The 15,394-nt window shown below is 42.3% G+C and carries 10 protein-coding genes; 5 read left to right on the plus strand and 5 right to left on the minus strand.

Annotation, left to right across the window (positions count from 1 at the left end):
- Window positions 1-41 precede the first annotated feature (41 nt).
- Complete coding sequence (locus IE165_RS10665; protein WP_189626608.1) at window positions 42-908, plus strand: cupin-like domain-containing protein; 867 nt, start codon at window positions 42-44, stop codon at window positions 906-908.
- Between the two features lie 48 nt (window positions 909-956).
- On the opposite strand, the gene trpC is transcribed toward IE165_RS10665, so the two are convergent.
- From trpC to trmD, 5 genes are all read right to left on the minus strand, one after another.
- Entirely contained in the window at window positions 957-1,742 is a 786-nt protein-coding gene (gene trpC, locus IE165_RS10670) for an indole-3-glycerol phosphate synthase TrpC (RefSeq protein ID WP_189626609.1), read from the minus strand.
- Window positions 1,743-1,813: 71 nt separating this feature from the next.
- Window positions 1,814-2,389, minus strand: a complete 576-nt coding sequence (locus tag IE165_RS10675) for an anthranilate synthase component II (protein ID WP_189626610.1) — start codon at window positions 2,387-2,389, stop codon at window positions 1,814-1,816.
- A gap of 14 nt (window positions 2,390-2,403) precedes the next feature.
- The gene (locus IE165_RS10680; protein WP_189626611.1) at window positions 2,404-2,610 is read right to left on the minus strand and encodes a hypothetical protein; all 207 of its coding nucleotides are present in this window, start codon (window positions 2,608-2,610) and stop codon (window positions 2,404-2,406) included.
- Complete coding sequence (locus IE165_RS10685) at window positions 2,607-4,010, minus strand: anthranilate synthase component I family protein (protein ID WP_189626612.1); 1,404 nt, start codon at window positions 4,008-4,010, stop codon at window positions 2,607-2,609. Before IE165_RS10685 ends, IE165_RS10680 begins: the two co-directional genes overlap by 4 nt.
- A gap of 288 nt (window positions 4,011-4,298) precedes the next feature.
- Window positions 4,299-4,976, minus strand: a complete 678-nt coding sequence (trmD, locus tag IE165_RS10690; protein ID WP_189626613.1) for a tRNA (guanosine(37)-N1)-methyltransferase TrmD — start codon at window positions 4,974-4,976, stop codon at window positions 4,299-4,301.
- A 597-nt stretch (window positions 4,977-5,573) separates the two neighbouring features.
- Here trmD and IE165_RS10695 point away from each other — a divergent pair.
- The 4 genes from IE165_RS10695 (at window position 5,574) to IE165_RS10710 (ending at window position 15,384) form a co-directional block, all read left to right on the plus strand.
- Window positions 5,574-8,753: a SusC/RagA family TonB-linked outer membrane protein gene (locus tag IE165_RS10695; protein WP_189626614.1), complete on the plus strand. Its 3,180-nt coding sequence runs from the start codon at window positions 5,574-5,576 to the stop codon at window positions 8,751-8,753.
- Between the two features lie 11 nt (window positions 8,754-8,764).
- A complete protein-coding gene (locus IE165_RS10700; protein ID WP_189626615.1) occupies window positions 8,765-10,429 on the plus strand; it encodes a SusD/RagB family nutrient-binding outer membrane lipoprotein in 1,665 nt (554 codons plus the stop codon).
- A 17-nt stretch (window positions 10,430-10,446) separates the two neighbouring features.
- Window positions 10,447-11,313 (plus strand): hypothetical protein, encoded by an 867-nt coding sequence (locus IE165_RS10705; protein WP_189626616.1) that lies wholly within the window; start codon window positions 10,447-10,449, stop codon window positions 11,311-11,313.
- A gap of 1,002 nt (window positions 11,314-12,315) precedes the next feature.
- A complete protein-coding gene (locus IE165_RS10710) occupies window positions 12,316-15,384 on the plus strand; it encodes a SusC/RagA family TonB-linked outer membrane protein (protein ID WP_189626617.1) in 3,069 nt (1,022 codons plus the stop codon).
- Window positions 15,385-15,394: the final 10 nt, after the last annotated feature.

A 15,394-nucleotide genomic window follows, 5' to 3' on the forward strand; every position in this document is an offset into this window, starting at 1 on the left:
TTTTTTAAGTTTGTGCATAGACGATAAGTAAAAAAGAACGAGTGAAACTAAAACCAGTAGATAGTATATCAGGAGTTGCTCCAGCTGAATTTGTGAAGGATTACCTGAACAAAAGCCAGCCTGTCATTATCAAGGATTTTATCAGTAAGGATAGTGCCTGTTGGACGAAATGGAGTTACGACTATTTCAAGGAAATAGCTGGTAACGAGCAAGTCGATATTTATGGGCGCGAAGAAGAATCTCAAAATCATGCAGCAAGTCCACCTATCGGTCGTATGAGTTTCGGTGAATATCTGGATAAAATAAGTGCAGAACCCACAGAGCTGCGTTTATTTTTGTTCAATTTGCTGAAAATTAGACCGGAACTGAAAAAAGATGTGGTTTACAACGATGTAACGGGAGGCAAAGTTTTGCAATGGTTGCCTTACATGTTTTTTGGCGGAGAAGGATCTGCTACGCGTAATCACTTTGATATCGATATGTCGCATGTATTCATTTCGCAGTTTCAGGGAACAAAGCGTATTTGGCTTTTCCCAAACGATCAATCGGATCTCATGTATAAATTGCCGTACAACTTTCATAGCATTGCGAACCTGAAAACGAGCGATCCAGCTAGATACCCGGCTCTCAGGTTGTTGGACGGCTATGAAGCATTGATCCATCCTGGAGATACTTTGTATATGCCCGCTGGCTGGTGGCACTATATTCAATACGACACGGAAGGTTACTCGATATCGGTCAGAGCGTTGGCCAATTCGCTGAGCGAGAAAATAAAAGGTGCCAGAAATCTTTTTGTAACCAGGCATTTTGATGATACAATGCGAAGACTCTTCAAACAAAAATGGCTGGATTACAAGATTGAAGTGGCCGAGAAGAGAGCTAAGCGCGCTATTCGAAAAAGAAGTTGACAAAAAAGGAATCATATCGATTCCTTTTTTGGTAAAACCATTCCTCGATTAATCCAATTGCGCCACGAAGTCGATAATTGCTGCCGCAGGATCTTTTGTCTTCATGAAATTTTCGCCGATCAGAAAGCTATGGAACCCCGTAGCCTTCAGTAATTTGATGGTGGTTGGGTCGGCAATCCCACTTTCCGATACCTTGATGTAGTTGTCCGGGATTTTGTTAACCAAATTATAAGAATGTTGCAGATCTACCGAAAAGTCTTTCAGATTTCGATTGTTAACTCCGATGGCATCGATCTCCGGAATGATGTTGAGAAGTAGTTCCTCTTCGTTATGTACTTCTAAAAGAATGTTGAGTCCTAGCGATTTTGCATAGACCGAGAGATCCCGGATGGTATCGGGCGACAGACATGCCGCAATCAATAAAATGATGTCGGCGCCATAGGCCTTGGCCTCCGCTATCTGATACCGATCCACAATAAACTCCTTTCTTAGCAAAGGGATGGAAAGTACCTTTCGGGCGGCAGTGAGGTCCTCTAGTGATCCTTGGAAAAAATCACCGTCCGTCAATACCGAGATGGCAGACGCACCTGCATTTTGGTAGGCCAGCACAACGTCTTCCACCGCCGAGCTTCCGTTGATAAGGCCTTTGGACGGTGATGCACGCTTAAATTCTGCGATAATTCCCGTTTTGGCAGGATCGAGTACCGATTCCTTTAAGTTATGGCAGGTTCGATCAAAAAGCGGATATTGCATCAGTTGTTCCAGCGAGACTTTCGCTTTGGCCGCAGCAACCTCGATTGTTTTTCTTGCGACAATTTTGTCCAGTATAGTCATTTTTTTCCTTCAATATGAACACGTTGCTAGCATGGCGACATATTATCCAACTGCTAAACTTCGTTATTTGTTTATTTCGTTAACCAATTTTCAATTAGTTTCTTCCCATTTGTCGTTAAGATAGATTCGGGATGGAACTGCATGCCTCTGACATCATGCTGTACATGCGAGAGCGCCATGATCACCCCTTGTTCATCGATGGCAGTAACCTTTAAACAGGCGGGCAGTGTTTCGCGCTTGACAGCCCAGGAGTGGTAGCGTCCTATTTTTGAATCGTCGGGGAAATCCTGAAATAGTTTTTCCGATTTATCGGTAACCACAATCCCTGTCGCGATACCGTGCAGTGGTTTAGACATGTTATAAAGATCTCCGCCATACACTTCGGCGATGGCTTGTTGGCCGAGGCAAATGCCTAGAATATGCTTGGATGGCCCGTATGTTCGTATCACATCAAGCAGGAGGCCAGCTTCTGCCGGTATGCCCGGGCCGGGGGAAAGAAGGATATGGTCGAACGTGGCGACATCTTCCAACTGGAACTTATCGTTTCGCCACACCACATAGTCTTGCTGGAGCTCTTGGAGCAGGTGTACTAGATTGTATGTAAACGAATCGTAATTGTCAATTACCAATATTTTATTGTTGCTCATGGCAGTAATTTATGCTAAATGGATACAGATGTTTTGGCGCGCTCGCTCGGGGCAGGTCGGTCTTCTACTGTTGATGTAAGGTCTTCAGCGGACCTCAGGGCTTCGTGCGCGGCCAAGTATTGCTGACGTAGCGTTAGCAGTTCTTCGATGCGCGAATCGATTGTCAAAATGGACGATTCGAGCTGTGTGATAGTTTCACAGTATATCAATGGCCTGATCATAATGTTTCTGCAATTTCAAGTGCTCGGCGCAATGCCGCGATTTTGTTGTTTACCTCTTGCAATTCCTTTTCCGGATCGGAGTCCAGCACAATGCCTGCGCCTGCTTGGTAATGCAGCATATTGCGTTTGCTCAAGAAAGAGCGTATCATAATGGCATGGTTGAAATCTCCGTTAAAACCCATATAGCCCAGTGCACCAGAGTAAAAGGACCGCTGCAGGCCTTCGTAGCGATCAATAAGGGTAAGTGCCATATGTTTTGGTGCGCCTGAGAGGGTTCCTGCGGGATATGTATCGCCAACCACATCGAAAGGGTTGACATCGGCATGCAGCTTGCCGGAAACTTTAGATACCAAATGGATGATATGGGAATAATACTGAGCCTCCTTGTACGATTTCACTTCCACCTGCGTGCAGTGTCGGCTTAAGTCGTTCCGTGCCAAGTCGACCAGCATGACGTGTTCGGCTGATTCCTTGGCATCGTTTTTCAAGGCCTCCGCAATTTTTTCATCCTCATCCATATCGCCCGTTCGTTTAAATGTGCCAGCAATCGGGTAGATCGTAGCTTCTTTTTTCTTTATTGTCAACTGGGCTTCCGGTGACGAGCCGAATAGCTTGAAATCGCCGTAGTCAAAGTAGAAAAGGTAGGGCGATGGATTGACAGACCGCAACGCGCGGTAAACATTGAACTCATCGCCAGAAAAAGGTGTTGAGAAGGCACGCGAAGGAACAATCTGGAATACATCGCCCCGCTGTATATGGGTCTTCATTTTGTCTACCAGCTGCCTAAAGTCTTCATCCGCCATGTTGGAACGCTCTGCTCCCTGACGCTTAAATTGGTACTCAGGAAAGTTTTTGTTCTGTATGAGGTATTCCATCCTGTCCAATTGAGTAGGTTCTTCTTCTAAAAGATTCTCGAAAATGTAAAGCTGGTTCCTAAAATGATCGATCGCAATGACATAGCGGTACACATGATATTGCATGTGTGGAATGTCACGCGCTTCGCTCGGGGCACAGGTAAGGCTGATATCTTCAAAATGTGCGACGGTATCGAAGGTAAAATACCCAAATAATCCAGAAGATAAGACATTGATGCCGGGGATATCACTTTGCGAAAATTGCTGCCTGAAAAAGGATACCTCTTCGCGGAGATCAACCGTTGCAGCATCTTTTACGGACGCCTCTCGGTTCGGGTAAGTAATGCGCAGGTGCTCTTTGTTCAACGTGATGCCTGCGATCGGGTCGCAGCAGATATAGCTGATGTTGTTATCACGGCTTTGATATTCGGAGCTCTCCAAGAGCAGGCTATTCGGGAAGATATCCCGCAGGCGCAAGTAGATACTGACCGGCGTGGTGGTATCGGCCAGCAGCTTTTTATGGTTTGTTATCAGTTTGTATTGCATATTTTCACGGTCAAAAGTAAACGTTTTAAAAATAAATCTTATATCCTGTTTCAAGAAAATTGCCATCAAAAAAAAAGCCCGACATTTAAACGTCGGGCTGATCTTCACAATGGTTTTGGTTGATTATGAATATTTTATAACATACCAAATTAAGTCCCGACGCTATCTGCTTCGAGCCACCACCAGTTTGTATGTAATTTTCTTGTTGTCATTTGTATACCGCAAATTTATCATTATTTTTTGTTTATCAAATTTTTTTAAAAAAAAACCAACGATTGCGGGCAAATATTAGTCATTCAGCAAATCGGGGCGACGTTGTTTGGTGCGTTCCAACTGTTGTTCGTCGCGCCAAGCGGCAATTTTCCCTTCGTGTCCACTCAGCAAGATATCGGGTACCTTATGCCCGCGCCAGTCCGCTGGGCGCGTATAGATAGGGGCATCCAACAAACCGTCCTGAAAAGAGTCGGATAGGGCCGATGTCTCGTCGGATAGCACACCCGGAATTAAACGAGCAATGGCATCCACCAAGATCGCCGCAGGAAGCTCGCCACCAGATAGTACGTAATCGCCGATCGAAATTTCTTTCGTAACGAAAATATCCCGTATACGCTGGTCTATTCCTTTGTAATGCCCGCATAGAATAATAATGTTTTTTTCCGAGGATAGTTCGTTTGCGATCTGCTGGTTGAGGGTAGTGCCATCCGGGGTCATATAGATTACTTCATCGTAGTTGCGTTCGCTTTGTAACTGTTCGATGCAGGCTGCGAAAGGTTCGATCTGCATAACCATGCCAGATCCGCCGCCATAGGGGTAGTCGTCTACCGACTTGTGTTTGTTGGTGGCATAGGCGCGCAGGTTGTGCACATGCACCTCTAAAAGGTTTTTCTTCTGGGCACGCTGTAAAATAGAATGTGCAAAGGGGCTTTCCAGTAACCCAGGCAGCACCGTAATGATATCGAAACGCATGCTGCAAAGATAGGAAGATATTGGGAGTCCGAACGATATGCCTTTGCATTTTATAGCGCTATACCAGTACCTAAATAGCGTCAAGTTAAATAATAAGTGAACGTATTTTTACTTAATCGTTAGATGATTAGTACGTGTTCATCAGTATTTTTGAAATTAACTCATTGATATATTGTGGGTTTGAGATCACGTATGCTACAGAAACAGTTGTTTTGCATTGCTAAAAATGTTACAAATACATACCAGCTTTAAGCCAATCCGCTGAAGTGATAATTCCAAATTTGATATCTTTTATTATTTCATGAATTATGAATACTGGAGAATAATATTCGGAATGAATCGTTTTACACGAATTAAAAACGATGTATCGGTTGTTTAATTAATTTTTACTTTATCCCATGTTTTATTGGATTTTTTATTTAATAGCCTGTTTTATAATTCAAAACTTGCAATAACAACTTATTGATTTTATATTTGCCGACCGTTTAACAAAATTTAACAAATGTTTTAACGGTTTTTAACAATCAATATTTTTTTCCTATTATTGTGAGTAATAGCCAATAATTATTGATAATTGATAACTAAACACTATTTTACATGAAACAAAAATTACTCAGTTTTATTTTTGTGCTGACCTGCCTTATTGGTGTATCCCACGCGCAGAATCGGCAAGTGAGTGGGAAGGTAACTTCTGCTAGTGATGGTACGCCAGTGAGCGGCGTTTCAGTTGCTGTTGTCGGCACTACCACCGCAACTCAAACGGATGCGACCGGGAATTATACCTTAAGTATACCGAGTGGTAGCCAAACTTTATCATTTTCCTATGTAGGGTACGCGACACAGCGATTGCCTTTAGGAACGCAGTCTGTGCTGAATGTTCAATTGCAGCCTGATGAAACATCATTGGAGGAAATTGTAGTGACAGCGATGGGGATCGAAAGGTCTGCGAAGAGTTTGACCTATGCAACGAGTCGGGTCAACCCTGACGATTTGTTGCAAAACTCTGAACCAGATGTGTTGAAAGCTATGCAAGGAAAAGTTGCAGGTGTGGATATTAGAACATCTCAAGGAACTCCTGGGGCTGCAACGCGATTTCAAGTAAGGGGTAACACTTCTTTTTTCGGAGATAACCAGCCTTTGATTATCGTTGACGGTGTACCTTATGACAACAGCATGACAACAACAAGTAGCATGACCTCTGGCGGTGGTGCTTACGGTTCTGGTATCTCGAACTTAGATCCAAACGATATTGAGTCCATGAATGTTTTGAAAGGTTCGGCAGCGGCAGCGTTGTACGGGTCTAGAGCTTCAAACGGTGCAGTTATTATCACGACTAAGTCGGGCGCTGCCAAGTTAGACAGGCCTACCTCCGTAACGTTAAGGAGTTCATTTTCATTGGAAAATGTAGCAAATTTACCTAAATATCAGAATTCTTATGGTGCGGGATCGCAATTCAACTATTCAAATTCCAATGGTTCTTGGGGGCCAAAGTTTGGTAGTCGCGACAGCATCCCTACCTGGCCAGACTACTTAGCTGCTTACCCGGATATGTTTGGTGCCAACGTGCCATATAGAGCCTATCCGAACAATGTGCGCGATCTGTTCGAGACAGGCCGTGTTTGGGAAAATTCGGTAAATTTTGCGGGCGGTGGCGAAAAATCTGGGTTTAATGTAACGTTGTCCCAAATGGATCATAAAGGCTACGTGCCGAATTCTTCGTTTAAACGCTATAATTTATCTGCTGGAGGAAACTTGAAAGTCTCCGATAAAATGAATGTTCGAGGTAATATTGCCTTTACGAACTCGAACCAAGTGGGGGGGTATTTTGGAGAAAACCAAGTTGATGGAGCGGCGTCTTCTTTCGCAAGATCGCTATTTCTTGGAAGAAATTGGGATGGGTCGTTGCCTTATGAAACACTTACAGGTAGAAACCTCAACTGGTTAGGTGGTGGACAATTTGATCACCCAACGTGGTCCGCCTTTAACAATTATGCGACTACTCTTGAAAACCGAGTTTTGACATCCTTTGCTGCAGATTATGCAATTAATGATTGGTGGAAATTGGATTATAATTTGGGTGCAAACTTAAGTTTCCTTGATCGTAAAGAAATCTATGAAATATCATCACGTGCATATGAGGGTTTGGGAGGTTTGGTTACTGACCAAAGAAACCACCGTGAGTTGGAATCTACTTTTCGCACAACCTTTACGCCAAAGATTTCTGAAGACTTTTCTTTCCGAGGAATTCTTGGATTTAACTATAATCAGCGCGTAACCGATCGTATGACAAACGAAGGCAAAAGATTTATTTCACCAGGTATTTACACGCTCACAAATAACGCCCAACAACTTTTCATTACAGATGATATGCTGAAAAGACGTATTATGGGGTTATTCGCTGATGCGGAAGTTGGATTTAGAGATTACTTGTACTTAAACGTAACGGCGCGTAATGATTGGTCTTCTACGCTGCCACAGTTTTCAAGATCTTATTTTTATCCAGGCGTATCGACCTCTTTTGTTTTCACAGATGCATTTAAATTAGAAAGCAATATTCTGAGCTATGGTAAAATTAGAGGAGCCTGGGCTAGAGTCGGTCGGGATACTGATCCTTACAATCTGCAAAACTTATATGGAATCAGCACAAACTTTTTGGGGCAACCAAATGGTGCCTTGTCAATTCGTTCGAATAATCCTAATCTAACTCCAGAGTTTACACAAGAATTTGAAGTTGGAACGGAATTGGCGTTCTTTAACCGCCGAGTAAATCTGGATTTAAGCTATTATAATAGGATATCTACCGACTTATTGGCGCCTATTTCTGTACCTGTCTCGTCTGGATACGATGAGTATTTTACCAATTTCGGGAAGATCAGAAATAGAGGTGTCGAAGCTTCGTTACAATTGAAGCCTCTTGCAACATCTAGTCCGGTACAGTGGACTTTGTCAGCTGCCTTTACTAGGAACAAAAATACGGTGGAAGAACTGATCGATGGCACAGAAAGAATACAGCTACGTGGCATCTTAAGCGGGACGATATCCGCTTACTTGGAGCCAGGTCTTCCTTTCGGTTATTTGCGGGGAACAAGGTCGCTTCGTGACGACGAAGGTAACCTGCTGATTAATCCAGCCACCGGCGCAATGATCGAGGATCAAAGCCAAGAATATAATTTAGGTGATCCAAATCCTGATTTCAAATTGGGTATAAACAATGTTGTGACATACAAAGGATTCTCTTTCCAAGCTTTATTCGATTGGACGAAAGGTGGTAAAATGTATTCGGTAACAAACAGCTCATTGTTAGGACGTGGTGTGACCATGGATACGGAAAACAGAGAGTTGAATGCTATTCTTCCAGGAGTTTATGGCGATCCGCTTACCGGACAAGCAATATTGGATGCAAACGGAAATAAGATTGCTAACCAGACTAAGCTGACTGTTAACGACTTGTATTTCTCGCCCGAGGCTACTTTAGGACAAACGTTTGCGATTAATACGGCGACAGAATGGAACATCTATGATGCAACGGTTTACCGTTTGCGTGAAGTGTCCATTGCGTATGATATCCCTCGTTCTGCGCTTGGTAACTCCTTTTTTAAAGGTTTGACAGTGAGTTTGACTGGACGAAATTTATGGCATTTTGCGCCTAATTTTCCAAAATACTCGAATTTTGATCCTGAGGTGAATAGCTATGGATCTACGTCTACCCAAGGAATTGATTTATCTGCTGCACCGACAACAAGACGGTACGGTTTGAATTTGGTAGCTAGATTTTAATAAGAGGAATTATGAAAAAGATAAATAAAATAAAAAATATATTATTAATTGGAATAGCCATTTCATCAGTGTCTTGTTCCAACCAACTTGATGTCAACGAAGACCCTAATAACCCCACAGGACTCTCGTCTGCTGTTTTGCTACCTCGTGTAGAAAGATTTGTCGGGGATGCTATGGCGATGGGTTCTGGTTTTTCTAACAACCTATCGGCCTATACACATCAAATGGTCCATTACGGAAGTGCAGACCAATATGGTGCGGCCGGAAACGATTTTTATTGGGAGCAGGCTTGGACGTACTCATATCGAAACGTTATTACGAATGCTAATGTAATTATTAAGCAAAGTACGGAATCTGGCGATTTACGCTATGCAGGAATTGCAAAAGTCTTGAAGGCTTATACATTTTCTGTCTTGGTGGATTTGTTCGGAAATGTACCTTTTACCGAAGCAAATATGCTTGTCGAGGAAATCAGGTATCCAAAATATGATAATGGAGCGGAAATTTATCCGCAGCTTATCGAGCTCATTAATAGTGCCATTGCTGATCTTGAAAATACCGATGCTCCTAATCTTCTTGTCCCTGGTGCGGACGACGTTATTTACGGAGGTAATGCAGGTAATTGGATAAAAGCTGCAAATTCGTTGAAATTTAAATTGCTAGTACAGCAAAGGAAAGTGTCGGACGTGACTTCCGATGTCAATCAATTGCTGAATGCCGGCGATTTGATTGCGACTACTGCAGAATCCTTTAAGATTCCTTATGGGCCAAACGCAGCCACTGATGATAGAAATCCCGGCTTTGGTGAGTATTACGCAACGCAGCGTACCATGCATGTCAGCCCTTGGTTGTACGAAATTATGAAGGGGTACAATACAAATATCTTAACGGGCATAGAAGATCCTCGAATTCCTTATTACTTTTATAACCAGCTAACAGCTTCTGCAGCTCCTAGAGCGGATGTGGAATACAGGGATGGTGCTTTTGTCTCGAAATATTTTGGAAGCCAAGGTCCCAACAGAGGGGCAAATTTACAAAATCAGGTTACCCTGTTTGGAATATACCCGGTCGGTGGCCGTTATGATGATGGACAGGGCGGTACTGCTTCGGCGTCGTCCGGTACTGGAGCTGCTCCTTATAGATTGATTACTTATGCAGATATTTTGTTTTTGAAAGCCGAATTAATCCAAGAGGGAATTGTGGCTGGAAATGCTGCTACAGCGTTGAGCGATGCTTTGAAAGAGTCTTTTAGGATGATTGATCAGGTAGTCGCTGGAAATGGGTCATCACAAACAATTCCTGCTATAGCTGCTTCAGATGCTGAAACAGAATATATTGACGCTGTTATGACAAGATTTAATGCCGGAAATGCCGCTAAAAAGCTAGAGTATATTATGACAGAAAAATGGCTTTCTAGCGTTGGCTCTTGGGTAGATCAATACACTGACTATAGAAGAACAGGATATCCTGTGTTGTTTGATCCTGCTGCTGTAGGCGGTTCTGTTACCCCACCAGCCGGTGGAAATGGGGGAGAGAATCTGCCTGCTGTTCGGGTTATTTCAAATAGGAGATTCCCTAATTCTTTGCCTTATGTACAATCAGAATTAAATTTGAATTTAAACGCCCCGGAACAGAAGACGGATCTTAGTGCTGCTAAGGTTTTTTGGATGCCCTAATAAATCATAATTGAAAAATGAAAAGAATTTTAAACCTTATAATGCTGATTTCATTGGTTGTGGTTTCAGCGTGTTCAAAGAGTGATAATGCGACTATGCCAGACGGGATTGTCTATATCAATCAACCTCAAATAACTAAAGTTGCCGGTGGTGATCCTGCCATTTTAGATACTGATCCGCTTGCATTTGCTTCCAAAGTAAGCGTAGATCTATACTTTAAGGACTCTGAGAAACCTGACTATTTAGACATAGTCGTCGTCAAAAATGGTGATGCGGCCAATGCGAAGGTTCTTAAAGGCAATGTGAATGCCTATCCGGTAGAGATCGATATCACGGGACAGATGCTCACAGACCTTTTTGAGGAGCAGATTGTAAGTGGCGATCAATTTGATATTGGCGCAAATTACATTAAGTCGGGAAAGACCTATTTGGCTTTTCCGTTAGGAGGTGGCGCTTCCTACGGACCTGGCGTTTCAGGGCAGCCCGGTGCCTCACCTACCGTCCGATATGGAGCAATTTGTGGATTTGAGGCGGATGATTTCTTAGGCAACTTTACGGTGGTGACAGATGGCTGGGCAGATTTTGGCGAAGGAAGTACTGCAATGGTAACCAAGGTAGACGAGAGTACTTTGTCCATTACCTATCCAATAGCAGATTTCAAACCTATTTTGCTAAAGGTTGATCCTGCGGATAACACGATTCAAGTGGCTAGACAAGAATTGGGAGATTACGGTCCTGGATGGCCATATGGAATGTTGTATGCTACCTCTGTAGCAGGAAATGACAACTTCGTGGATCCGTGTAATGGTCGGATAAGTGTCCGTTTAGGGTATACAGTAAGTGCAGGATCTTTTGGAGATTTCTTGCTGGTTCTGCAGCGATAATACGTTCCCAAAGGAAAAAAGTATATGACCTTGATTTAATTATCAAGGTCATTTTTTTTGCTATAATATTGATTATGGCAGAATTTTCAGATGAAAGTGTGAAGTTTTCAAGCTATTTCTTTATTCAAAAACTTATCGCATATTCCTTCTGTTTACGACCTTATTTAGATTGCAGTACTAAACTTTGCCGCGGATTTTCTCGAATTTTCAAAAAAAGTCTACTTGAGGGAGACTAATATTTATAACGGCATTCGGTTCTGCTTGTTTATGCAAAATTCAATAGTTGTTATTTTGACACTTTTAAATATTGGCTTGAATTCTGTTTTGCAGGTGAATTTTTCTTTGTTGCATGCTGTTTCAGCAGTTGAATATCGGCTTCGCGCTATCTAATCTCGTTTGTTTTTTAATGTTTTTCATTTTAATAGTAGAAAATTCATGTTGGTGTAGATTTTATATTACAACTACGGACGCCTCACATTTTTTTTTGATTTTGGGAAAAATGTTTTTTCTGCATTTCTAGCGTTTTAACGACGTAAAATACTTTTTTTCAAAATTTTTTGTATTTTTATTAATAAATTTTATTTTGAATTTGTTGTTTTTGCATTTATATTAGCAAACGTAAATGTTAACGATTGTTAAAATTTGCAACTTACTAACTAGAATTTGAAAGTACTCCCCTAGACAAGGAGACTTATTGACTAAACAACAACGAACAACAATGGAACAAAATTCACTAACTCAAATCTGCGCTTTACTACATTAGTCGAAGCGGACTGATCATTACATATTTTCTTTTTCGGATCAGCGAATTATCTTTTCGGTGTAATCATCACGTTATTCGATTTTTTGCTATTCTGATATTTGCTGTATTTTTTATGGCCCTAGATGATTATGTCCAATTTTCGCCGTATACCGCCTATCGTGGTTCCCACGATCTATAGGCCTTAACATTGCAATTACGAATCCCGAGAGGGAATTTACTAACTAAACAACAAAAATCAAATGAAACAAAAATTACTCAGTATTCTTTTTGTGCTGACCTGTGTGGTAGGGGTTTCTTTCGCACAGAATCGGCAGGTGAGTGGGAAGGTTACGTCCGCCACGGATGGATCACCCATAGGTGGAGTATCTATCACCTTGGTCGGTGGTTCCACAGGGACACAAACGGATGGAACTGGAAATTATTCCATTCAAGTTCCCATTAACGCAGAATTGAACTTCTCTTACATTGGCTATCTCTCACAACGCGTTTCTGTAGGGAACCGTTCCATGGTTAATGTGCAACTTGTCTCCAATGAAGCTTCGCTGGAAGAAGTCGTAATTACGGGTTATACGCAACTTTCGAAAGAAAAGAGTGTCGGAGCTACATCCTCTATCGGTGGGGAAAAACTCGAAGACATTCCCATGGCGTCTTTCACACAGAGGCTGCAAGGTTTGGCGCCGGGTGTCAATGTGCTTTCAGGAACAGGACAACCGGGCACCAATGCTGCCGTAAGGATTCGCGGTGTAAACTCCATCGCGGGATCAACTGCACCGTTATACGTAGTAGATGGAATTCCAATTGATGAGGCAACCTTTTCCACAATGAATCCAAATGATTTCGAAAACATCAGTATCTTGAAAGATGCATCCACAACGGCGCTTTACGGTTCACGAGGAGGTAATGGTGTTGTAGTTATTACGACGAAAAGAGGAAAAGCAGGCGGTCTTCGCTTGAATTATAGCTACCAAGGTGGTGTGGATGTGCGTACTACAGGTAACTTTGAAATGATGAACACCAGTCAACTTCTAGCTTTGCAGGAACAAGGGCGAGCGGGTTTAGGTTGGACGTTGTCACCAGATAATACAAACTCATCCTTGGCGCCAGAAAGAAGAGCGCAAGTGCGCGATTCGATTTCTCAGATTAATACACGTTGGGATGAACTCTTTTTTCAAAATGGTAAGTTTCAATCTCATGAAGTTTCTGCTTCAGGAGGTAATGAGGAAACAAAATTCTTTACCAGTTTTAACTACTACTCGCAAGATGGTATTGCGGTACGTTCCGGATTGGATCGGTACACTATGCGTTTGAATGCTGATCACCAATCGGGACGTGTTAAGCTAGGTGTACAAAGCAACATTGGTTGGTCAAAATCTAATTTTATCGAATCCGAAGCAGCTGTAGCATTAGCAAATCCATTTGCAGCCGCATATTTAGCCTTTCCTTGGGAGAATCCATACGGTCCCGATGGACGGATTATCACGACTAACAACACGACCAATGGTTTTAGTCCATTCAATCCATTCACTTCAAGATATGGTGTTTTGGGTGATAGTCGTATAGGATCAAATGCTTTGGATCGTTTGGATAATACAACGTTGAAAACTGATCAGTTAAAAGGAACGGTAGGTGCTAATTTTGCTTACGATATTTACGATGGCCTATCATTTAAAACGAATTTGGGTTTAGATTACCGCCAAACGGTGCAGGAGCGGAGTATTTACCCTGGATCGCATGCGGGTGTAGCAGTGCAGCAAGGAAACCAAGGATCCTATAATAATAATGTATTCAGACGATTGAATTTAATAGGAACAAGCGGCTTCGATTATCGTAAGTCCTTTGGTGAGCACAGCCTTGCTGCAAGCGCGCTGTTTGAAACGATTCGTAGGCGAGATTCTGAGTTTTTCTATACAGGCTATGGTATCAACCCTAAATTGTTGAATACGCCGGCGGGTATCACTGGAGGTACCAATACAAATGGTATGATTCCCTCTGTAGGTGGTGGAAAAACTCAGTTTGGTATAAATTCTTATATTGGGCTCGTAAACTATAGCTATGCAGACAAATACACTGTGCAAGGAACCTACCGTCGTGATGGATCGTCGAAGCTTCCCATTATTAACCGTTGGCAGAGCTTTTATGCGATTGGGGGAAATTGGAACGCCAAAAAAGAAGATTTTTTAGCAAATGTTTCTTTTCTTGACCAACTGATTGTTCGGCTAAGCTATGGTCAAACAGCAACCGGGCAGAACCAAAGCAACTTTGGTTATTTGCCTACATACGGAAATGTTTCATATGCTGGCGTAGCAGGTATCGCGCCTGCCACACCAGGTAACCCAGATTACAATTGGGAATATACTTCCGTACTTAACGTCGGGTTAGATTTTGGATTTTGGAATAACCGCTTAAAAGGATCGGTTGACGTGTACAACAGTAAGACAAATAATCTCTTTATTGATCAGCAGCTTTCTAGAACATCTGGATTTGGATCGTTGGCGATTAATGCCGGAAATTTGCAAAACAAGGGAGTTGAGGTTAACCTTATAGCAGATGTAATTTCTACGTCAACTTTTGTTTGGTCAGTAAATGCAAATATCGCCTATAACAAGAATGAAATCACTTCGTTGGGACAAGAAGAGGAATACCCACAAGGTACGTCAATCATCCGTGTAGGTCTGCCTATTGGTTCGCATTATGCGGTAGGCTATGCAGGGGTTGATCCTCAAACAGGAGATCCGTTATACTATAACCGAAACGAAGAAACGAAGGAGATGGACGGAACAACAACTAATGTTTTTGATAATGCGGGCCAGTCAGTAGCACAGTGGGGCACGTCTGTTGCACCAACCTCTGGAGGTTTTGGTACTTCTCTTCGATATAAAGGACTGTCTTTCAGTACCTTGTTTGCTTTCTTCAAAGATCAGCATTTGTTTAATAACGAATCATTCTTTTTGGCCAGTACGTCAAACTTTAGCGCCTATAACCAACAGACGAGGATGGCTGATGCATGGCAACAGCCAGGTGATGTGACAAATATTGCCCGCCTAGGCTCGCAACGTCAATTCAGCTCATTTGATATTGAAGATGCTTCTTTCCTGCGTTTAAGAAACATCACCATCCGTTACGATCTACCAACGTCTTGGTTTGCAGGTACCAATTATATCAAGGGGGTAGGTGTATTTGCAATGGGACAAAACCTAGCAACTTGGACAAAATGGACTGGTTTCGATCCAGAAAACAGTATCAATATCTATAACTTTAGATATCCAGCGCCAAGAAATTATTCATTTGGTATTGATGTAAGATTTTAATTAGAGATTA

Source organism: Sphingobacterium griseoflavum (assembly GCF_014653155.1).
Classification (GTDB): domain Bacteria; phylum Bacteroidota; class Bacteroidia; order Sphingobacteriales; family Sphingobacteriaceae; genus Sphingobacterium; species Sphingobacterium griseoflavum.